18 protein-coding genes are annotated in these 20,525 nt (G+C 64.4%); 16 read left to right on the forward strand and 2 right to left on the reverse strand.

Annotation, left to right across the window (positions count from 1 at the left end):
- Positions 1-5 precede the first annotated feature (5 nt).
- The 6 genes from HDR50_RS06415 (at position 6) to HDR50_RS06440 (ending at position 6,922) form a co-directional block, all read left to right on the forward strand.
- The gene (locus HDR50_RS06415; RefSeq protein WP_291357012.1) at positions 6-1,322 is read left to right on the forward strand and encodes an NCS2 family permease; all 1,317 of its coding nucleotides are present in this window, start codon (positions 6-8) and stop codon (positions 1,320-1,322) included.
- Between the two features lie 41 nt (positions 1,323-1,363).
- Positions 1,364-2,782 carry a sodium-dependent transporter gene (locus HDR50_RS06420; RefSeq protein ID WP_291357014.1) on the forward strand — a complete coding sequence of 473 codons (1,419 nt, stop codon included), beginning with the start codon at positions 1,364-1,366 and terminating at the stop codon, positions 2,780-2,782.
- A gap of 11 nt (positions 2,783-2,793) precedes the next feature.
- Positions 2,794-3,735 carry an NAD(P)-dependent oxidoreductase gene (locus HDR50_RS06425; RefSeq protein ID WP_291357016.1) on the forward strand — a complete coding sequence of 314 codons (942 nt, stop codon included), beginning with the start codon at positions 2,794-2,796 and terminating at the stop codon, positions 3,733-3,735.
- A 70-nt stretch (positions 3,736-3,805) separates the two neighbouring features.
- Positions 3,806-4,957, forward strand: a complete 1,152-nt coding sequence (gene bla, locus HDR50_RS06430; RefSeq protein WP_291357018.1) for a class A beta-lactamase — start codon at positions 3,806-3,808, stop codon at positions 4,955-4,957.
- On the forward strand, positions 4,932-6,194 hold the full coding sequence (locus tag HDR50_RS06435) for a sulfite exporter TauE/SafE family protein (protein WP_291357020.1): 1,263 nt from the start codon (positions 4,932-4,934) through the stop codon (positions 6,192-6,194). Before bla ends, HDR50_RS06435 begins: the two co-directional genes overlap by 26 nt.
- Positions 6,194-6,922: a hypothetical protein gene (locus HDR50_RS06440; RefSeq protein WP_291357022.1), complete on the forward strand. Its 729-nt coding sequence runs from the start codon at positions 6,194-6,196 to the stop codon at positions 6,920-6,922. The genes HDR50_RS06435 and HDR50_RS06440 overlap by 1 nt, the downstream gene beginning before the upstream one ends.
- Before the next feature lie 82 nt (positions 6,923-7,004).
- Here HDR50_RS06440 and HDR50_RS06445 read toward each other — a convergent pair whose 3' ends face one another.
- Together HDR50_RS06445 and HDR50_RS06450 are read right to left on the reverse strand one after the other, a co-directional pair.
- Positions 7,005-7,541 (reverse strand): hypothetical protein, encoded by a 537-nt coding sequence (locus tag HDR50_RS06445; protein WP_291357024.1) that lies wholly within the window; start codon positions 7,539-7,541, stop codon positions 7,005-7,007.
- 26 nt (positions 7,542-7,567) lie between these two features.
- Positions 7,568-7,774: a hypothetical protein gene (locus HDR50_RS06450; RefSeq protein ID WP_291357026.1), complete on the reverse strand. Its 207-nt coding sequence runs from the start codon at positions 7,772-7,774 to the stop codon at positions 7,568-7,570.
- Between the two features lie 385 nt (positions 7,775-8,159).
- On the opposite strand from HDR50_RS06450, the gene HDR50_RS06455 reads away from it, so the two are divergent.
- From HDR50_RS06455 to HDR50_RS06500, 10 genes are all read left to right on the forward strand, one after another.
- A complete protein-coding gene (locus tag HDR50_RS06455) occupies positions 8,160-9,023 on the forward strand; it encodes an NAD(P)-dependent oxidoreductase (protein ID WP_291357028.1) in 864 nt (287 codons plus the stop codon).
- Positions 9,024-9,136: 113 nt separating this feature from the next.
- Positions 9,137-9,880, forward strand: a complete 744-nt coding sequence (locus HDR50_RS06460; protein WP_291357030.1) for a sulfite exporter TauE/SafE family protein — start codon at positions 9,137-9,139, stop codon at positions 9,878-9,880.
- A 290-nt stretch (positions 9,881-10,170) separates the two neighbouring features.
- The gene (locus tag HDR50_RS06465; protein ID WP_291357032.1) at positions 10,171-12,642 is read left to right on the forward strand and encodes a glycyl radical protein; all 2,472 of its coding nucleotides are present in this window, start codon (positions 10,171-10,173) and stop codon (positions 12,640-12,642) included.
- 109 nt (positions 12,643-12,751) lie between these two features.
- On the forward strand, positions 12,752-13,648 hold the full coding sequence (locus HDR50_RS06470) for a glycyl-radical enzyme activating protein (RefSeq protein ID WP_291357034.1): 897 nt from the start codon (positions 12,752-12,754) through the stop codon (positions 13,646-13,648).
- A 603-nt stretch (positions 13,649-14,251) separates the two neighbouring features.
- Positions 14,252-15,037, forward strand: a complete 786-nt coding sequence (locus HDR50_RS06475; protein WP_291357036.1) for an amidohydrolase family protein — start codon at positions 14,252-14,254, stop codon at positions 15,035-15,037.
- A 77-nt stretch (positions 15,038-15,114) separates the two neighbouring features.
- Positions 15,115-16,128: a TRAP transporter substrate-binding protein gene (locus HDR50_RS06480; protein WP_291357038.1), complete on the forward strand. Its 1,014-nt coding sequence runs from the start codon at positions 15,115-15,117 to the stop codon at positions 16,126-16,128.
- 160 nt (positions 16,129-16,288) lie between these two features.
- Entirely contained in the window at positions 16,289-16,729 is a 441-nt protein-coding gene (locus HDR50_RS06485) for a TRAP transporter small permease subunit (RefSeq protein ID WP_291357039.1), read from the forward strand.
- Positions 16,729-18,027 carry a TRAP transporter large permease gene (locus tag HDR50_RS06490; protein WP_291357041.1) on the forward strand — a complete coding sequence of 433 codons (1,299 nt, stop codon included), beginning with the start codon at positions 16,729-16,731 and terminating at the stop codon, positions 18,025-18,027. Before HDR50_RS06485 ends, HDR50_RS06490 begins: the two co-directional genes overlap by 1 nt.
- Before the next feature lie 124 nt (positions 18,028-18,151).
- Positions 18,152-19,594 carry a sigma 54-interacting transcriptional regulator gene (locus HDR50_RS06495; protein WP_291357043.1) on the forward strand — a complete coding sequence of 481 codons (1,443 nt, stop codon included), beginning with the start codon at positions 18,152-18,154 and terminating at the stop codon, positions 19,592-19,594.
- Positions 19,581-20,522 (forward strand): DUF4037 domain-containing protein, encoded by a 942-nt coding sequence (locus tag HDR50_RS06500; RefSeq protein WP_291357045.1) that lies wholly within the window; start codon positions 19,581-19,583, stop codon positions 20,520-20,522. Before HDR50_RS06495 ends, HDR50_RS06500 begins: the two co-directional genes overlap by 14 nt.
- The last annotated feature ends 3 nt before the right edge of the window (positions 20,523-20,525 follow it).

The raw sequence follows: 20,525 nt of genomic DNA on the forward strand, positions 1-20,525 counted from the left end.
GCCCCATGCAGCTGCTCGAACGCCTGTTTCATCTCAGCGAAAACGGTACCACCGTGAAAACGGAATGCCTGGCCGGGCTCACCACCTTCATGGCCATGTGCTACATCCTCTTCGTGGTGCCGGGCATGCTGGCCGACGCCGGCATCCCCGTGGCCGAGACCGCGCCCGCCGTGGTCTGGGTGACCGTGCTCGCCACGCTCGCCATGGGGCTGTGGGCCGGCTTTCCCGTGGCCGTGGCGCCGGGCCTCGGCATCTCGGCCTTTTTCGCCTACTATGTGTGCGGGCCCGCGGGCTACACCTGGCAGACGGGCCTCGGCGCGGTGTTCATCTCGGGCGTCATCTTCCTGTTGCTCACGGTGACGCGCCTTCGGCAGATGATCATCGACGCGGTGCCCATGGACTTGAAATACGCCATCGTGGTGGGCATCGGCGCCTTCATCGCCTTCATCGGCATGAAGAATTGCGGCATGGTGGTGGCCTCGCCCTCCACCTTCGTGACCCTGGGCGACCTTAGCCAGCCCGCCACCCTGCTGGCCGTGGCCGGCATCTTCCTCATCGGGGCGCTCATGGCCCTGCGCGTCACGGGCGCCATGATCATCGGCATCCTCGCCGTGACAGTGGCCGGCATGGCCCTCGGGGTGACACCCGCGCCCTCGGCGGCCACCTTCTCACAGGGCACGGGCGCGCTCTTCCCAAGCGGCCTCTTCCTTCAGATGGATCTTCCGGGCGCGCTCTCCCACGGGCTCTTTTCCATCATCTTCACGCTCACCATGGTGGACCTTTTCGACAACATGGGCGTCCTCATCGGGCTTGCGCAAAAGGCGGGCTTCATGCAGCCGGACGGCCATATCCGCGGGCTTGACCGCGCCCTGATGACGGATTCCTGCGCCACCATGGCGAGCGCGCTCCTCGGCACCACCACGGCCACGAGCTACCTCGAATGCGCCGCGGGCGTGGCCGCGGGCGGGCGCACCGGGCTCACGGCAGTGGTCATCGCAGCGCTCTTTTTGCTCTCGCTCTTCCTTATGCCGCTGGTGAGCCTCGTGCCCGCCTTCGCCACGGCACCCGTGCTCATCATCGTGGGCGCGCTCATGATGCAGGAGGTCGGCCGCATCCGTTTCAATGACTTCACCGTGGCGCTGCCCGCCTTCCTGACCATCATCTCCATGCCGCTGACCTTCAATATCGCCACGGGCTTCGGCTTCGGCTTCGTGAGTTTCGTGGGCCTCAAGGCCCTCACCGGGCGCTTCCGGGACGTGCAGCCCGTCATGTGCGCCATCGCGGTCTGCTTCGCCGTCAATTTCGCCCTCAGGCTCCAGTAGGGCGCGGGCACCGCTTTTCAGTATCAAGGGGGGACTCCATCATGGACAGCAACGCCGCGGGGAGCGGCACGGGCGGCCGCGCCGGCCGCGAGATGCTCGGGAGCCGCCTCGGCTTTCTCCTGCTTTCGGCGGGCTGCGCCATAGGGCTCGGCAACGTGTGGCGCTTCCCCTTCATCACCGGGGCCTTTGGCGGCGCCATCTTCGTGCTCGTCTATATCTTCTTCCTCTTCGCCATCCTGCCCATCATGATCATGGAATTCGCCGTCGGCCGCGCCTCGCGCCTCAACATGGGCCTCGCCCTGAAAAAGCTCGCGCCCGAGGGCACCTCGTGGCACCGCTTCGGCTGGGTGGCGCTTGTGGGGAGCTACCTGCTCATGATGTTTTACACCACGGTCACGGGCTGGATGCTCTCCTATTGCTGGTTCGAGGTGTCGGGCTCGCTCGCCGGGCTCACGCCCGAGGGCGTGGGGGCCTTCTTTAACGGCGCCCTCGGCGACGCGGCCACCCAGGTCATCGGCATGAGCGTGGCCGTGGCGCTCGGCTTCGCCGTGTGCGCCATGGGCGTGCGCAGGGGCGTGGAGCGCGTGGTCAAGGGCATGATGCTCGGGCTCCTGCTCATCCTCGTGGTGCTCGTCGTCCGCGCCCTGCTTTTGCCCGACGCCGGGAGCGGCGTGCGCTTCTACCTCATGCCGGACCTGGAGAAATTCCGCGAGGTGGGCTTTTTCAATGTCTGCAACGCGGCCATGGGGCAGGCCTTTTTCGCGCTTTCCGTGGGCATCGGCTCCATGACCATCTTCGGGAGCTACCAGCCCAAGGACCGCTCGCTCACCGGCGAAGCCCTGTGGATCATGGGTCTCGACACCATGGTGGGCCTCATGGCCGGGCTCATCATCTTCCCGGCGTGCTTCTCCTTCGGCGTGGCGCCGGGTTCCGGCCCGGGCCTCGTCTTCGTGACCCTGCCCAATATTTTCGAGCACATGGAGGGCGGCCGCCTCTGGGGCACGCTGTTCTTCATCTTCCTCGCCTTCGCCTCGCTCTCCACGGTCATCGCGGTGTTCGAGAACATCATCTCCTACAGCGTGGACGTGTGGGGCATGCCGCGCAAGCGCGCCACCGCGCTTCACGCCTGCGTGATGTGGCTGCTCTCGCTGCCGTGCGCGCTGGGCTTCAACCTGCTCTCCGGCATCCAGCCCCTGGGCGCGGGGAGCACCATCCTCGATTTCGAGGATTTTCTCGTCAGCAACAATGTGCTCCCGCTGGGCGGCCTCCTCTTCCTCTTTTTCTGCTGCTGGCGCCGCGGCTGGGGCTGGAACAACTTCATCGGCGAAGCCGACCAGGGCCAGGGCCTGAAATTCCCGCGCTGCCTGCGCTTCTACCTGACGTGGCTTTTGCCGTGCCTCATCCTCATCCTCTTCGTGGCCGGCTACGCCGACAGATTTTACGCCATCAACCCCAACTGAAGGAGAGCGACATGCGCATCGTCCTTATGGAAAACCTCGGCTGCTCCCCCGAGCTTGTGGAAGAAAATGCCGCCAGGCTGCGCGCCCTGGGGCATGAGTTCACCAGCTTTGAGAAAACCACCGACGCGGAGCGGCTCAAGGCCGAGACGCGGGACGCGGATGTCCTCATGCTCGCCAATATGCCGCTCCCGGCCGAAGTGCTGGCGGCTGCGCCGGACGTGAAGTTCATCGACGTGGCCTTCACCGGGGTGGACCATATCCCGGTGGCGGACGCGCGAAAGCGCGGCATCGCCATTTCCAACGCCTCGGGCTATGCCGACGAGTCCGTGGCAGAGCTTTGCATCAGCCTCATGATCCAGCTCTTGCGCCACCTGGGCGAGGCCGAGCGCCGCGTGCGCGAAGGGGGCACCAAGGCGGGCCTTGGCGCCAATTTGCTCCAGGGCAAGACCGTGGGCATCATCGGCGCGGGCGCCATCGGCAAGCGGCTGGCCGCGCTCTGCAAGGCCTTCGGCTGCACGGTGCTGGCCCACAACCGCCGCCCGGTCGCCGACCCGGCCATCGACGAAAGCGTGAGCCTTGACGAACTTTTGCGCCGCTCGGACATCGTTTCGCTCCATTGCCCGCTCACGCCCGAGACCAAGGGGCTTATCGGCGCGCCGCAACTTGCCATGATGAAGAAGACCGCCCTGCTCATCAACACCGCGCGCGGCCCGGTGGTGGACAACAAGGCCCTCGCGGAGGCGCTCAACGCCGGCACCATCGCTGGCGCGGCCTGCGACGTGTTCGACATGGAGCCGCCGCTGCCGCCCGACTATCCGCTCCTGCACTGCAAGCACATCATCCTGACGCCGCATCTCGCCTTCTATTCGCAGGAATCGCTGGAGGAGCGGGCCAAGATCGCCTTCGCCAACCTCTTCGCATGGCTCGACGGCAAGCAGGCCAACAAGATCTAGCTTCTCCTCCCTCACAGGCGTGGCCGGGAAAAGCCGGCCACGCCTGCCAGAACTCCGCAAGGGAATCGTCATGTTCCGTTTCTTCCTCGTGCTTGCGCTCGTCCTCTTCCAGCCGCTCGCCCCGCGGGCCGAGACAGACCTGAAGCGGCAACTGGAAACTCTGACGGCAAAGATGCCCGCTACCGTCGGGGTGGCGGTCATCATCGACGGCACGGAGACTGTCACGGTCAACAATGACCAGCGCTTCCCGCTCATGAGCGTGTTCAAGTTCCATCAGGCCCTGGCGCTGGCCGACCGGATGGCGGCACAGGGCATGCCGCTGGAAACGGAAATTTGGGTCACAAAAAGGGACTTGCCCCAAAATACCTGGAGTCCTTTGCGAGACGCACGCCCGGAGGGAAACTTCGCCATCCCTGTTGAGGAACTCCTCCGCCTCACGCTCCAAGAGTCGGACAACAATGCCTGCGACATCCTCTTCGACCGCATCTGTTCGGTGAAAGACACCGAGGCTTATATCCACGGACTCGGCATCCGTGACTGCGCCATCAGCGCCACCGAGGCCGACATGCACGCCGACCTCACACGCTGCCGCGATAACTGGACAACACCGCTCGCCATGGCGCGCCTTTTGGAGCGCTTCCTCACGGAGAACATCCTGCCGGCGGCGCAGCATGACTTCATCAAGGCCACCATGATTGGCTGCACCACTGGCGCGAACCGGCTGGCCCGTCCGCTGGCCGGGACGGGCGCCAGTCTGGGCCACAAAACCGGCACCAGCGACCGGGACCCCGACGGGCGCCTTATGGCCCTCAATGACGCGGGCTTTGTCCTTTTGCCTGACGGGCGCCACTATGTCATCGCCGTGTTCATCAAGGACTCGTGGGCTTCCGACGCCGAGACCGAGGCGATGATTGCCGAAATTTCCTCCTGCGTGTACCGGCACATCAACAGTTTGCCCCCCTGCCCACAGCGCAGCGCCGACCAGCTGGCAAGCCCTGAAATTTCAAAACTTATTTTTTCTAGAATTATCAATACCCTGCGCGAAAAATCCCGCAGGCCTGTCCCGTGCAGCCCTCACCCCTTGCTGACAAAAAGCCTTTCGCCTGTTAGGCTTGCGATGAAAAGCACATACCCTTGCGTTAAAAAACCTGCGAATCCGCCACCGCATCCATTTGCGGCAGGGAGGGCCTGGCATCATGGGTTTTGGGCGACAACTCTATGAATTTCTCCTTGCCGGCAGCGCGGCCTATGCCCGCTGGGATTTTGAAGTCTCCACCTCCATCCTGAAAAACCGCAAGAAGCTGCTCCTCGTTCTTGCGCTGGCCGCGCCCATCTTTCTCTGCTGCATCGCGGAGGCGTATGACCCGCATGAGATCCTTGGCGGGCACGCCGCCTATGCCCCGGCCTTCTACACGCTGCCCATCTTCCTCGCGGCCATCGGCGTGGGCGTGGCCGCCGGGCTCATCACCGGCTGCATCGGCGCCGGCGGCGGCTTCATCATCACGCCCGCGCTCATGGCCGTGGGCGTCAAGGGCATTTTGGCCGTGGGCACGGACCTCTTCCATATTTTCGCCAAGGCCATCATGGGGACGGCCATCCACAGGAAGCTCGGCAATGTCTCCATGAGCCTTGCCTTCAGCTTCCTGGCCGGCTCCATTCTGGGCACCTTCATCGGGGGGGCTCTCAACAAGGGCCTCTATGACCTCAATCCCCTGCTCTCCGACCTTTTCATCAGCTCGATCTATGCGGTTTTGCTCGGCTTCCTCGGCTTTTACGCCCTGACGGACTATTTGCGCTGCCGCCGGACGGCGCCCTCGCAGCAGGCAGAAAGCGCGGCGGAAAACACCGGCCTCACCGGCATCGCGCGGCGAATGCAGGCCATCATCCTGCCGCCCATGATCCCCTTTGACGGCCACGCCACCCCGGGCGGCAGGCGCATCTCCGCATGGATCGTCGCCGGCGGCGGCGTGTTTGTGGGTTTTCTCGCGGCCATCATGGGCGTGGGCGGCGGCTTCGTCACCTTCCCCATGTTCGTCTATGTGTTCGGTGTGTCGTCCATGACCACCGTGGGCACGGATATTTTCCAGATCATCTTCACCGCTGGCTTCGCGGCCGTGGGGCAGTACGCCGTTTACGGCTATGTGTTTTACACGCTCGCCATCGGCATGCTCCTGGGCTCGCTTTTGGGCATCCAGGTGGGCGCGCTCACCACCTCGGTGGTCAAGGCGAACCAGATCAAGGGTTTTTACGCCGTCTCCATCATCGCGGGCTTCATCAACCGCGCCGCCACACTGCCAAAGAAGCTGGTAGAGCTGGAGTTCCTGAGCCTCCCGGGCGCCCTCGTCAACGGCATCGAGGCCGTGGGCAATGTGGTGTTCTGGGCGGTGGTGGCCTTTTTCGGCCTGTGGGTATGCAGCAAGTTCTTCCTGAACATGGGCAAACTGCGGGGGGATGCGTGATGGCCGGCATTGTGAGAAACAAAAAGCCTTTCCTGAAAGGGACCGCCCTGCTCGGCAGCTTTGCCGTGCTGTTCTGGCTCATCCTGACGCCGCTTTTGCCGGGCGAACACGGGCAGCGCCTCACGGGGCTGCAGTACGCGGACAAGACTTTCAACGAACTGTCCAAGGGTTCTTCCTATTTTATACCGGCCGTGCGGGAGGATATAGTGCCGCTCATGGGCAGCGTGGTCAGCCTGCGGGTGACGCTGCAAAGGCCCGGGCTCGCGCCGCTCGCCCAAAGCCTGCTCGCGGGTGCCGGGGCATCCCCGGTGGAGGCGCAGGGCGCGACACTCGCCTTCACGGGCGATCTCGGCCGTATCCTGCTGGCGGCCACGGACGACGCGGACCTCCTTTACCGCAATGACGGACAGGCCGTGAGCGACAGGAGCGGCGGCGCGCCCGCGCTCGAAGTGGCCTCCGCGTGGTGGTATCTGCTCAAGCCCTGCATCCAGGAACTGCAAAAGCAGCAGCGCGTGGCCGACGCCAAGGCCGTGGATCAGGTGCTCACCCGCGCCATCGAGCCGGGCAACAACTTCTACGGCATCGAGCCCGCGGACATGTCCGCGCATATCCTGCTCGTCTGCGGGCTTCTGGCCTTTTATGTGCTCTATACGCTCTGGTACGGCTTCGGCATCTACGAGATTTTTGAAGGGCTCGGCCTGGTGGCCGCGGGGCATAAAGAAAACTGAGCGGTCCGCCGGCGCCGCGCACGTGAAAGGGCCGCCCCAAGGGACGGCCCTTTCTGTATATCTGTGCCGAAAACCTGAGATATTACAGGCGCTCGTTATGGCTGGCGCCGCGCATGGTCTGCGAAAAACCGAAGGCAACGGCCGTTTCGCCAGGGTTCAGGGCCTGCACGCCCGCAGCGCTGGGCACGCTGCACGAATGGGCTTCCATGTTGCACTGCGCGCCCGCGGGGGCGGCGGCCAGGGCATCCGAAAAAGCCGCCGGGGCCTGCGTGGCGTCCTCCTGCGCCGCGGTGGCCGGCGCAAGGGGCGCCGGAGCGGTCTGCGGAGCCGCGGCCCTTTGCTCGATGCGGGGCGTCATCGCGGCATGCCCGGCGGCGACCGACTGCTGCCCGAGCAGGGCGGGCGTCAGGAACAGCGCCAATACGGCAAGAGCGGCGCCGAGGGTATATCTCCGCAGCCTGCGCGACGCGTCGTTGCTCTTAAACATGGCGCCCTCCCGGCGTGCGTGCTTGCGGTCAATGGCTTCCAGAGTGAGATCGGTATTCATGGCGGGAGCGGCGAGAAAAGCCCTTCTCCCGGTATCCATCGTGGTGGCACTGTATGCAGCGTCCATGCGCATGGGGTGCTCCTTTATATCACGGCCGTCTACGGGCGGCCGGAAAGTGAAAGATCCGAAGGCAGAAGGCCGGTGCGACGCTGGCGGAAGCGGTTGCGGCTCACGCTGCGCGCGGACAGGGCCACAGCCTGGCGCCGGTCACGCAGCACATAATAGAGCGACGTGAGCCCGAGAAAGCCGGCTATAAAAAAAATGCTCACCTGTATAAAAATCATACAAAACACAAAGCTGCTCATGATATTTCCTCCAACCATGCCGGTTTGTGCGGCCCGGGGCTTGCCTCTTCCCTCTTGCCCCCGGCCGGCCGGCCTGTTTCCCTGTATAATTTTTTGCCCGGCGCGGGGAAATTTTCACCCGCGGTATACAGGATAAAGCATAGGCCGTGCCAAGAGGCCAGGGGGAGGGGCAAAAGGAAAAATCGCGCCTTGCCGGCGCCCGCACTGTCCCCGACGTGGCCCCGAACTGGCATGGATAGTGCACATGGGTTTGCGCAAAACTCGCTCGCTTTCCGCGCCCCCATGCGGCCCTTGCCTCCGCGTGGGCGAGCGTGCGCGCCTGCGCGCAACTGGCCGCGGAAGGCCGCCAACCCCGCCGCCGGGCGGGCTCTTTGTTGGAGGGGAAATGCGCTTCTCATTCCTCGGTCTTGGCAATATGGGCGCGCCGCTGGCGCGGAATATCCTGCTCGCGGGCGAAGAGCTCACCGTCTTCACGCGCCGCCCCGAATGCGCCGCCGCCTTCGCCGCGGAGGGCGCCACAGTGGCGACGAGCGTGCAGGAACTCGCCCACTGCGACGTGCTTTGCACCTGCCTGCCCCTGCCCGAGCATGTGCGCGAGGCCGTGCTGGGCGCGAACGGCACGGGAGAGGGCCTGTATGCGGCCATGGGCCCGGGCAGCATCCATCTCGAGTTCAGCACCATCGACCCGGCCACGGCCAACAGCCTCGCCGCGGCGGCCGGGGCCAAGGGCGTGGCCTATGTGCAGGCCACGGTGGGAAAAACGCCGCAGATGGCCATGAAGCGCGAGGAGCCGCTGTTCGTGGGCGGGAACAGGGCTGCGGTAGGCACGCTCTGGCCCCTGCTCGAAAAGATCGGCCAGCCGCATGACGTGGAAAACGTGGACGCGGCCTGTGCAGTGAAGCTTTTGAGCAACATGATCGGCATGGCGAACCTGGCCGTGCTCGCCGAGGGTTTGCGCATCGGGCAGGCCGCGGGCATGAAACCTGACGCCCTGCTGCCCCTTTTGCAGGATACCGGCGCCCGCAGCTTCCAGATGGATGTGCGCGGCCCATGGATGGCGGCCGATGATTTCAGCCCGCGCTTCGCCGTGGACCTCGCCGCCAAGGATCTGCGTCTTGGCTGCGCCATGGCCCGGGCCTGGGGCTTTAAGCCGCGCCTCACCGAGGATGCCCTCGGCATGTTCAAAAAAGCACAGGCCGAGGGCCTGGGCGGCGAGGACGCCTGCGCCGTGTTCAAGGCTGCGAATTAAAAAAGAAGAAGAGACCCCTCCCCGGCATCACGCACATAACGGCGCTTCCCGCTAGCCGCCTCATGAGGGGCTGTCCGGGGGGCGGCCGTGTTTTCACGCGCGTTGAGGCATCCATGACTCTCCTGCTCTTTCTCTATTTCAACACCATCTGGTTTATTGGCGGCCTGCTCACAGGGCTGACTTCCTTCGGGGGCAATCTCTTCGCCATCCCCTTGCTCACCCTCGCCATGCCCGCGCGGGAGGCCATCCTGTTCGGCTGCCTGAGTGGCGCGGCCATCCTGCTCGGGCTCGGTTTCGTCTACCGCCGGGATATCCGCTGGCGGGAAACAGTGTGCCTCGGGCTGGCGGGCCTTCCCGGTGTGCCCCTCGGCAACGCCTTTCTCAACCACGCGGGCCCGCGCCTGCTCCTGCTGGCCGCCGGCGCGAGCCTTGTACTTTTTCTCCTCTGGCAGTTCCTTTCCGGGCGGCTCCATGTGGCACAGGCGCCCCTCGCCCGCTGGTGGAGCGCGCCCTTCGGCTTTCTTTCGGGCATCATGATGAGCGCCGTGGGCATGGGCGGCCCGCCCCTCGTGCTCTATGCCTACCTTCGCCACTGGAGCAAGGAGAACACCATCGGCGGCGCCAATCTCGCCGCCTTCATCACCATGCTCGGCGTCTTGCCGGCGCAGTGGGCGGCCGGGCTGTATACCCCGGAGATCCTGCGCGACGGCCTGTTGGGGGGCCTGTTCGGCATTCTCGGCATCGTGGCCAGCGTGCCCATCGTGCGCAAGGTCGATGCCCTGCTCTTCCGGCGCCTGCTTTTGCTCATGATCGCGCTCTCGGCCGTCATGCTGCTCGTGCGCGGCCTTGCCGCCTGAGGGGCCGGCCCTCCCCATCCGGCGCACTGTTGCAGAAAAACTGTTGTAAAAATGCACTACAGGAAATAACATAGGGGAATATAAGGATATTCACAAAATTTTGTGTTTTTTTGCCATCCACCCCCTGTGGATTTGCGGCCCACTTTCGGTGAATTTTCTGCATACTCCCTGAAAAATCAACAAGTTATCCTCTTGGCATGGCTGATGCTTAGAGGAGGCGCATGGGCGTTTTCTCACAAGCGCCCGGGATGTTCGTATTCAGAGATGATACTGCTGAGGAGAAAGCCATTATGAGCCAGTGCAGCTGCATGTCGCCGCAGGAAGAACGCGTCATCAACAAGAACGTCAACCGCGAGGGCCGCGAGCGCATCTACAAGATCCTTGAGCGCAACCAGTTCACCCTCCCGCATGTGGATGTGGAGCGGGCCAAGTATTTCACCGAGTCCATGCGCGAGACCGAGGGCGAGCTGCTCACCCTGCGCTGGGCCAAGGCGCTCAAGAACGTGGCCGAGAAGATCACGGTCTGGATCACGCCCGACCAGCTGCTCGCCGGCCGCGTGGGCAAGCTCGGCCGTTACGGCATCCTCTATCCCGAAATCGACGGCGACTTTTACCGCGAAGTGCTCGCCGACCTCGAGCACCGCGACAAGAGCCCCTTCCAGATTTCCAAGGAAGACATCAAGACGGTCATGGAAGACATCGCCCCCTACTGGGAGGGCAAGACCTACCACGAACACCTCAACCGCGTGCTCCCCGCCGACATCCGCAACGTCACCTACCATGACGAACGCGGCCTGAAGTCCAAGTTCGTGGTCAGCGAGACCTCCTCTTACCGCTCGGCCCTCCAGTGGGTGCCGGATTACGAGAAGGTCATCACCAAGGGCATGCTCGCCATCCAGCAGGAGGCCAAGGACAAGCTCGCCACCCTCGACCTCAACAATTCGGTCGACCTGTGGGAGAAAAAGCCCTTCCTCGAAGCCATGATCATCGTCTGCGACGCCATCATGATCTGGGCGCGCCGCCACGCCGACCTCGCCCGCAACATGGCCGCCAACGAGACCGACCCCAAGCGCAAGCAGGAACTGCTCGAGATCGCCGAGGTCTGCGACCGCGTGCCCGCCTATCCGGCGCGCACCTTCCGCGAGGCCGTGCAGAGCCAGTGGTTCGTGCAGATGTTCTCGCGGCTGGAGCAGAAGGCCAGCGCCATCATCTCCAACGGCCGCATGGACCAGTACCTCTATCCCTTCTACAAGAAGGACATCGAGGAAGGCCGCCTCACCCGGGAGCAGGCCAAGGAGCTGCTGGAGTGCATGTGGGTGGACATGGCCCAGTTCATCGACCTCTACATCAACCCCACGGGCGTGGAATTCCAGGAAGGCTACGCCCATTGGGAGGCCGTGACCATCGGCGGGCAGACCCGCGAAGGCGAGGACGCCACCAACGACCTCACCTACCTCTTCCTTGAGTCCAAGCGCGAGTTCCCGCTCAACTATCCCGACCTCGCCGCGCGCATCCACTCCCGTTCGCCCGAGCGCTTCCTCTATGAAGTGGCGCTGACCGTGAAGGACGGCTCCGGCTTCCCCAAGCTCATCAACGACGAGGAAGTGGTCTTCCTGAACACGGTCAAGGGCTGCCCGATGGACGAGGCGCTCGACTACGCCGTTTCCGGCTGCACCGAGACGCGCATGCCCAACCGCGACACCTACACCTCGGGCTGCGTGTATGTGAACTTCGCCACGGCGCTCGAGATGACGCTCTATAACGGCCGCATGCTCCACTACGGCGACGAGCTCATCGGCGTGGAGACCGGCGACCCGCTGGAATTCAAGACCTGGGAAGAGTTCTACGACGCCTACAAGACCCAGCACCTGAACCTCTTGCGCAAGGCCTTCCAGCAGCAGCATGTGGTGGACCGCCTGCGGCCCCAGCACTTCGCGGCGCCCTTCTCCTCCGTGCTGCACGACCTGTGCATGGAGAACATGCTCGACCTGCACACCGAGAAGATCCCGGGCGGCGTGGACTACTCCTACTTCGAGTTCCTGGGCTACGGCACCGTGGTGGACTCGCTCGCGGCCATCAAGAAGCTCGTGTTCGATGACAAGAAGCTGACCCTCAAGGAAGTCATCGACGCCTGCAAGGCAGACTTCAAGGGCTACGAGCCCATCCGCGAGATGCTGCGCAACGCCCCCTGCTACGGCAACAACGACCCCTATGCCGACAGCATCGCCAAGGATGTTGACCGCTTCACCCAGGTGGAGGCGGAAAAGAGCACCCGCGAGCGCGGCGTCCATGTGGACGTGCGCTATGTGCCCATCACCTCGCATGTGCCCTTCGGCAAGGTGGTCTCGGCCACGCCCAACGGCCGCCACGCCTGGACCGCCCTTTCCGACGGCTCCTCGGCCTCGCACGGCGCGGACAAGAACGGCCCCACCGCCGTCCTGCTCTCCAACTATCATTCCAAGAACTACGGCATGACCAACCGCGCCTCGCGCCTCCTGAACATCAAGCTCTCGCCCAAGTGCGTGGAGGGCGACGAGGGCACGGAAAAGATCATCAACCTCATCAGGACCTGGTGCGACCTCAAACTGTGGCACCTGCAGTTCAACATCGTCAACCGGCAGACCCTGCTCAACGCCCAGAAGGAGCCGGACAACTACCGCAGCCTGCTCGTGCGCATCGCCGGCTACAGCGCCTACTTCTGCGATCTCTCCCGCGATCTGCAGAACGACATCATCGACCGCACCGAGCACAGCGCCTTCTAGTCCTCCCAACAGCCGGGGGGAGGTTCGCCTCCCCCCGCTTTTGCGCCCTGCGGATTGCCGGCCCGGCAGCTCCCGGGGCGCCCCTTCGTTCAATCTGTGGAGCCCGAGCATGAACGACGCGCAAACTACCGGCATCGTCTTCAATATCCAGAAATTCAGCGTCCATGACGGCAAGGGCATCCGCACCCTGGTCTTCCTCAAGGGCTGCCCCCTGCGCTGCCGCTGGTGCAGCAACCCGGAATCGCAGCGCCACGAGCCCGAGCACGCCTTCAACCCCATGCGCTGCCTCACGGCCGAGGTGTGCGGGCGCTGCGTCAATGCCTGCAAAAGCGGCGCGCTCACCCTGAAGAACGGGCTCATCGCCTTTGACCCGCGCGCCTGCGAGCAGTGTTTCGCCTGCGCGGACGCCTGCCCCTCGGGCTCGCAGAGCGTCTACGGCGAGCGCATGACCGTGGACGCCGTGCTCAACAAGGTGGAGGAAGACGGCGTTTTCTACAACCGCTCGGGCGGCGGCCTCACTCTCTCCGGCGGCGAGGCCCTGGCCCAGCCCGACTTCGCCCTGGCCCTGCTGCGCGAGGCCAGGCGGCGCCGCATCAAGACAACCATCGAGACCTGCGGCTATTACCCGTATGAACGCCTCGCCGAAGCCTGCGCCTCGCTGGATGCGCTCATCTTCGACATCAAGTGTTTCGACCCCGCGCTGCACAAGAAGTTCACCGGCGTGGACAACGCGCGCATCCTCGACAATTTCCGCCGCGTCTGCGAGGACTTCCCCCTCTTGCCCATCCGGGCGCGCACCCCGGTGATCCCGGGCTTCAACGACAATGAGGCCGAGATCCAGGCCATCCGGGAATTCGTGCCCCGCCGCCCCAATGTGGAATACGAGCTTTTGACCTATCACCGCATGGGCCAGCCCAAGTACGGCTATCTCGGCCGCATCTACGAGATGGAAGGCGCCAACCTCGTGGAGGACATCATGCGCCGCCTGCGCGACATCGCGCAGTAAACACCCTTTCCCTTCCCCGCCCCTTGCGCCCGCGGCACCCTCCCGGGCGCTTATTCATTTTGGGGCGCCGTGTTGGCACCCCTGCGGGAAGGATGTTGCATTCTTCCACACTCGGGCTGCCTGTTTGTGCTTTTTTGCATCATTCAGCCAGTTTTATTAAGCAACCCTCCTGAATCACAAAGAAAAATAAAAAACTTCCCTTGTGCAAAAAAGCCACTCCCGGGCACGGGGCTTTCGTATTTTTAGCAATTTATTTCAATTGGTTACACGAATATGCGGTACTGTGGTTGACCTGCGCCGCCGGTGAGTGTTTTGCTGCCATGGGCATCTGCGCGGGTGGGGGCGTCGTGGCTGCGTATGCCCCGAAACCCGCGCGGGATGCGAATTTTCCCCGACGGGAGCGGACTTGCGTGGCGAGCCTTCTTAGGAATTGTTCGCGTTTTCACAACAGGCATGAATCCTGCTTGGGAAGGAACAAACACACAGGGCTTCGCGCTCGTCCCATCCGCCCCNNCNGGCCNCGGCGCNNGCCNNANACAGGGAANAGCCNNGAAGATCATTGACTTTCGCTTCCGCCCCAGCACGCCCGNGGCCGTGCNGGGCATGCTCGCCAAGAACGGGGTGTTCAGCCCCATGTTCGAGCTCTTCAAGTTCGCCGACCGCGCCAAGCCCGAGCCCATCGAGAAGATCGTGGCCGACATGCGCCGGTGTGGNGTGGTCAAGGGCGTGGTGACCGGCCGCGANGCCGAGACCACCTATGGCCTCAAGTCNAGCAATCCCGGCATCCTTGANCTCATGGCCGCCTATCCCGACCTTTTCATCGGNTTTGCCGGCCTTGACCCGCACAAGGGCATGGACGCGCTCGCCACCCTCACCGACATGGTGGTNGCNCANGGCATGCGCGGCGCCGCCATCGACCCCTATCTCGCGCGCATCCCGGCCAACCATGCCANNTACTANCCCATTTACGCCAAGTGCTGCGAGCTCGACGTGCCCATCGTCATCACCACCGGNCCGGNCACCCTCGTGCGCGACGCNGTGATGGACGACGCCCACCCNNGNCACATCGACCGNGTGGCCGCGGACTTCCCGCAGCTCAAGATCGTCATCAGCCANGGCGGCTACCCCTTCGTGAACGACGCCATCATGGTGGTGCACCGCAACCGCAANGTCTANATGGACCTGGCGGAATANGAGGAGCAGCCCTTCTCCGAAGGCTANATCAAGGCGGCCAACACGCTCATCGGCAACAAGCTGCTNTTCGCCAGCGCCGCGCCCTTCATGGATTTTCAGGAGCAGATCGCNCTGTACAAGCGCCTGCCCTTCGAGCCGGCCGTGCGNGAGGACATCATGTACAACAACGCGGCCCGGCTGCTCGGCCTCGAATAGCCCCTGCCCACAAACCGCCGGGGCCNGGAACGGCCTCCTCCCCCGGCGGATAANTGACCGGCCGAAACGAGGTTCCCATGAAACGCTGTTCNCTTCTTCTCTGCGCATTGGCGGTCATCGGCCTCTGCGTCNGCACGGCNGGCGCGGAAGAGTACAAGAAGCAGACCATCCGGGCAGCCACGGCCAACCCCGAAGGCAGCCAGATGACCACGGCCATCAACAAGTTCAAGGAGATCGTCGAGCGCGATTCCAACGGCCAGATCACCGTCCAGACCNTCTACGGCGGNTCCATGGGCGACGANCAGGCCAACGTGAANCAGCTGCGCAACAACGAGATCCAGCTCGGCGTCATGAGCACGGGCAATGTCACGCCCTTCGCGCCCTCGGCCGGCATCTTCTANCTGCCCTATCTCTTCCCCACCACGGATGACGCCAAGACNCTGCTCCGCGANNAGGAATTCAACNANAAGCTNGCNGACCAGATCGCCAAGGAAAGCCGCACCCGGCCCCTCGGCTGGCTGCTNGGCGGNTANCGCGTNCTGACCAATTCCAAGCACCCNATCAACACCATCGANGANCTCCAGGGNCTGAAGATGCGCGTNCCGCCCGTGGAAATGCAGCTCGCCGCCTTCCGCTCCTGGGGCGTTGAGCCGCATCCGCTNGCCTGGTCCGAAACCTTCAACGGCCTCCAGCAGGGCGTCATCGACGGCCAGGAAAACCCNCATGCGGTGAACCGCGACCAGAAGTTCTGGGAAGTGCAGAANTACATCACCGACGTGCCCTANCTGCTCTGGACCGGCCCGCTGCTCGTTTCCGAGCAGTGGTACNAGAAGCTCGACCCCAAGACCCGCGAGCTCGTNGACCGCGCCGCCAAGGAAGCGCTGGANCATGAGTGGAACTGGATCGCCGAGCAGGAACAGCTCGCCCTCAAGCAGTGCGAGGAGCACGGCATGGTGAAGGGCACCCCCACNGACCTNCCCAAGTGGGAAAAGCAGGCNCGNTCCACCTGGCCGCAGTTCTANGACAAGGTNGGCGGCAAGGACATGGTGAACNCCGCGCTCAAGGCCATGGGCCAGCAGCCCGTGCAATAGAGNNGNNTCCGCGCGCGACCGGGNNGNCCCGGCCGCGCGCATCCTTTCTCAGTCCGCCGNCGGNNGNCGNGCGGAGTCCCNGGGGGATGTCNACATGGNCTTTTTGCGACTGTTCTATGANAATTTNGAGGAGTGGNNCTCCGCCTNNCTNGTGGGGCTCATGATCNTCTGCCTCATCATCCAGGTCTTTATCCGCTTCATNTTCGGCTCCGCCCTNGCNTGGACGGAGGAGCTTTCGCGCTATTCCTTCATCTGGGCCGTCTATGTGGGCGCGGCCCTGTGCGTCAAGCGGCGCATCCATGTGCGCATCACCGCGCAGTTTTTGAANCTCGACACNCGNGGGCGCCTCTTCTTNCTCACCNTNTGCGACGCCATCTGGNTCGCCTTCAATATCTTCATCGTCATCAACAGCGTNGAGGTCATCCTCGACGGGCTGGAATTTCCCGAGATGTCCCCGACNCTCGGCATCGTCAAGTCCTGGGTGGAGGCCATCATCCCCTTCAGCTTCGCGCTCATGAGCTGGCGNCTCATTGAACAGTACTANGTNCACTGGAAGGNCGGCACCATGAGCGAGCTCGTCAANTTCGAGGAGATGGTCTGATGTCGCCGCTTGAAATCGCCCTGCTCGCGCTGCTCGCGTGCTTCCTCATCGGCATGCCCATCTTCATGGGCCTGATCATTTCCGCCATCGCCGCCATCCTGTGCAGCGACATCCTGCCGCTCTCCATCATCCACAACACGCTCTTTGACGGGCTCAACCTCTTCCCGCTGCTGGCCATCCCCTGCTTCGTGGTGGCCGGCACCCTGATGGAATACGGCAACATCACAGGCCAGATCGTGGACGTGGTGAAGCAGATCGTGGGCCGCTCCTACGGCGGCCTCGGCATCACCACGGTGCTCGCCTCCACCTTCTTCGCGGCCATTTCCGGCTCCGGCCCGGGCACGGTGGCCGCCGTGGGCACCATCCTCATCCCGGCCATGATCCGCAACGGCTACTCCAAGGAATACTCGGCGGCCGTGGCCTCGTCGGGCGGCACCATCGGCGTGCTCATCCCGCCGTCCAACCCGATGATCATTTACGCCATCCTGGGCAACCTCTCGGTGACGGCCATGTTCACCGCGGGCTTCATCCCCGGCTTTATCGTGGCCTTCCTCATGTGCGGCACGGCCTATTTGCTCGCCAGGAAAAACGGCTTCGCCGGCGACAAGGACGCCCCGCCCTTCCACCTGCCCACCTTTTTGCGCACCTGCGGCAAGTGCATCTTCGCCCTCTTGACGCCGGTGCTCATCCTGGGCTCCATCTACACGGGCATGGCCACCCCGGTGGAGGCCTCCATCGTGGGCATCGTGTGGGCGCTTTTCGTGGGCATCGTCATCAACCGCGCCCTCAAGTGGGAGCACATCTACAAGTCGCTCATCGAGGGCGCCATCATCTGCGGCGGCGTGCTGCTCATCGTGGGCGCGAGCACGCTGTTCGGCAAGATTCTCACCTATGAGGAGGCGCCGCAAAAGCTCGTCTCGCTGGTGCTGGGCTTCTCCACCACGCCCGAAGTGGTGCTCCTGCTCATCATCGCCATCCTCTATGTGCTCGGCATGTTCCTCGAGACGCTGGCCACCATCATCATCCTCGTGCCGGTGCTTCTGCCGCTCATCCTCAAGCTCGGCATCGACCCCATCCACTTCGGCATCATCCTCGTTGTCACCAACAACGTGGCCATGCTCACGCCGCCGCTCGGGGTGAACCTCTTTGTGGCGTCCAGGCTCTCCAAGCTGCCCGTGGAAAAGGTCTCGGTGGCCGTACTCCCCTACATCGGCGCGCTGACCGTGGCCATCCTCATCTTCACCTTCTTCCCCTCCATCGCCACCTGGCTTCCCAGGGTGCTCGGCTACGGAGGCTAGCGCACGGCCGGCGGGCATCCCCTCCACCACGAGGGGGTGCCCGGCCGCGCGCCGGCCGCAGACCCGGACGGCCCGGCCCGAAAAAGGCTTTGCCGCAAGGCCGGATACATGTATAACCCCCCCCATGCTTACGGACTACATCGAACAGCTCTATGACACCTTCCGCGACGCTGTCTGCGTGACAGACGCCCGCGGTGTCGTTGTTCTTGTCAACAGGCGCCATTCCGAGCTCACCGGCATCCCCAAGGAGGACATTCTCGGAAAGCGCGTGCAGGACATGGTCCAGAACGGCATCTTCGACGTGGTGCTCAACGCCAAGGTGGTCAACAGCGGCGAAAAGGTGGCGAGCGTCCAGCATCTCTACAACGGGCGCATCCTCATCCTCGACGGCTACCCCATCAAGAACGACGCCGGCGAGGTGGTCTACGTCGTCACCATCATCCGCGACATCACCGTTTTGAGCGAACTGCGCGAGGAAGTGACCGCCCAGAAGGAACTGCTCGAAACCTTCCAGGCCCTCAACAGCGACGCGGCGGTGCCCGACGCCATCCAGTATCCGCGCGTCCTCCAGAGCCAGGCCATGCAGCGCCTCTACGGCGAGGCCGCGGACATCGCCCGCACGGACGCCACGGTGCTCCTCCTCGGAGAGACGGGCACGGGCAAGGATGTCATGGCGCGCCACATCCACCACCTGAGCGGCCGCGCCGACGCCCCCTTCATCAAGGTGGACTGCGGCAGCATCCCCGAAAACCTCATCGAGACCGAGCTTTTCGGCTATGTGCCGGGCAGCTTCTCCGGCGCGAGCAAGAACGGCAAGGCCGGCCTCGTGGAGGCCGCCAACGGCGGCACCCTCTTCCTCGACGAGGTGGGCGAGCTGCCCATGCCCATGCAGACGCGGCTTTTGCGCGTGCTCCAGGACTGGGAAGTGCTGCGCGTGGGCGCCACCGTGCCGCGCAAGGTGGACGTGCGCGTCATCGCCGCCACCAACAAGGACCTGGAAAAGGAGCTGGAGCGCGGCAGCTTCCGATCCGACCTCTATTATCGCCTCAAGGTGGCGGTGCTCACCCTGCCGCCCCTGCGCAAGCGCAAGGCCGACATATTGCCGCTGGCCCAGGGCTTCCTCACCTATTACGGCAAGCGCTTCCACAAGAAGGCGCGCCTTTCGGAAGAGGTGGAGCACATCCTGCGCGGCTATGCGTGGCCGGGCAATGTGCGCGAGCTGGAAAACCTCATCCAGGGCCTGCTCGTCACCTGCAAGGGCGGCTATATCCAGGCCGCCGACCTCGCGGGCATCCGACCGGAAACGCCGGCGCCCGACACCGCGCCCGCGCCCTTTCGCCTGCCCGACATCGAGGGCCGCTCGCTCAAGAGCATCATGAAGGAAGTGGAGGCCCAGGTGCTCGAGGCGGGCCTTCGGCGTTACGGCAGCATTGGCGAGCTGGCCCGGCATTTTGAGATGGACAGGAGCACCATTTTCCGCAAGGTGCGCGGCCTCGGCGGGGGCGCCAAGCCGGCGCGCAGGGCCCGCAAAAAGCGGGAAAGGAGCGCAGAAGATGACAGGCCTTGAACTGGCGCGCGCCTATTACACGGCCTCGCGCCCGGCGCTCGTGGCCGCCATGCCGGATGTGATGGCAAAGGCCGCGGCCGGCCTCGCGGGCGAGGGCTCGGAATGCCTCGGCTGCGATGATGCCGTCTCGCAGGATCACGATTTTGGCGCCGCCTTCTGCCTCTGGCTGCCCGGGGAGGTCTTGCGCGCCGAAGGCGAGCGCATCGAGCGCGCGTTCGCGGCGTTGCCCGCGCAGTTCACGGGCTATCCCTCGCGCCTTCCCCCTCAGGCGCGGCAGGGTCGTGTGGGCCCGCTTTCCGTCGAGGGTTTTTACGCCTTTTTCACCGGCCTTGACACGCCGCCCGCAACGTGGCGCCAGTGGCTCGCCATCCCCGAGCACAGGCTCGCCGCGGCCACCAGCGGCGAAGTGTTCGAGGATGCGGACGGCCGCTTCACCGCCTGGCGCGAGGCCCTGCTCGCCTACTACCCGCGCGATGTCTGGCTGAAAAAGCTGGCGACAAAGGCCATGCTCGCGGCCCAGGCCGGGCAATACAACTTACCGCGCGCCCTCGGCCGCGGCGACGGCCCTTCGGCCATGCTGGCGGCCGCGCGCTTTGCGGAAGCGGCCTTGGGCCTCGTCTTCTTGCTCAACCGCCGCTACATGCCCTTTTACAAGTGGGCCCCCAAGGTCGGGCGCGAGCTGCCCCTCCTCGGGGCTTCCCTCGGGCGCGTGCTGGACGGCCTTGCCGCCCATCCACTGCGCGGCCCGGAAGACATGGCCGCGGCCGAGCCCGTGGAAGCCTTTTGCGCCGACGTGGCCGACCACCTGCGCTTCATCGGCGTGAGCGACGCCCCGGGCGCGTGGCTCTGGGCGCATGGCCCGGCCATCATGGCCCATGTGCGGGAGCCGGACATCCGCCGCCTCAACCTGCTGGAAGAAGGAGCCTGAGCG

It is taken from the genome of Desulfovibrio sp. (assembly GCF_014803725.1).
In the GTDB taxonomy this organism is placed as follows: Bacteria; Desulfobacterota; Desulfovibrionia; order Desulfovibrionales; family Desulfovibrionaceae; genus Desulfovibrio.

Excerpts from the sequence above, each read along its gene's own strand:
- HDR50_RS06415 (WP_291357012.1), top strand. The coding sequence starts at position 6 with ATGCAGCTGCTCGAACGCCTGTTTCATCTCAGCGAAAACGGTACCACC.
- HDR50_RS06420 (WP_291357014.1), top strand. The coding sequence starts at position 1,364 with ATGGACAGCAACGCCGCGGGGAGCGGCACGGGCGGCCGCGCCGGCCGC.
- HDR50_RS06425 (WP_291357016.1), top strand. The coding sequence starts at position 2,794 with ATGCGCATCGTCCTTATGGAAAACCTCGGCTGCTCCCCCGAGCTTGTG.
- bla (WP_291357018.1), top strand. The coding sequence starts at position 3,806 with ATGTTCCGTTTCTTCCTCGTGCTTGCGCTCGTCCTCTTCCAGCCGCTC.
- HDR50_RS06435 (WP_291357020.1), top strand. The coding sequence starts at position 4,932 with ATGGGTTTTGGGCGACAACTCTATGAATTTCTCCTTGCCGGCAGCGCG.
- HDR50_RS06440 (WP_291357022.1), top strand. The coding sequence starts at position 6,194 with ATGGCCGGCATTGTGAGAAACAAAAAGCCTTTCCTGAAAGGGACCGCC.
- HDR50_RS06445 (WP_291357024.1), bottom strand. The coding sequence starts at position 7,541 with ATGCGCATGGACGCTGCATACAGTGCCACCACGATGGATACCGGGAGA.
- HDR50_RS06450 (WP_291357026.1), bottom strand. The coding sequence starts at position 7,774 with ATGAGCAGCTTTGTGTTTTGTATGATTTTTATACAGGTGAGCATTTTT.
- HDR50_RS06455 (WP_291357028.1), top strand. The coding sequence starts at position 8,160 with ATGCGCTTCTCATTCCTCGGTCTTGGCAATATGGGCGCGCCGCTGGCG.
- HDR50_RS06460 (WP_291357030.1), top strand. The coding sequence starts at position 9,137 with ATGACTCTCCTGCTCTTTCTCTATTTCAACACCATCTGGTTTATTGGC.
- HDR50_RS06465 (WP_291357032.1), top strand. The coding sequence starts at position 10,171 with ATGAGCCAGTGCAGCTGCATGTCGCCGCAGGAAGAACGCGTCATCAAC.
- HDR50_RS06470 (WP_291357034.1), top strand. The coding sequence starts at position 12,752 with ATGAACGACGCGCAAACTACCGGCATCGTCTTCAATATCCAGAAATTC.
- HDR50_RS06490 (WP_291357041.1), top strand. The coding sequence starts at position 16,729 with ATGTCGCCGCTTGAAATCGCCCTGCTCGCGCTGCTCGCGTGCTTCCTC.
- HDR50_RS06495 (WP_291357043.1), top strand. The coding sequence starts at position 18,152 with ATGCTTACGGACTACATCGAACAGCTCTATGACACCTTCCGCGACGCT.
- HDR50_RS06500 (WP_291357045.1), top strand. The coding sequence starts at position 19,581 with ATGACAGGCCTTGAACTGGCGCGCGCCTATTACACGGCCTCGCGCCCG.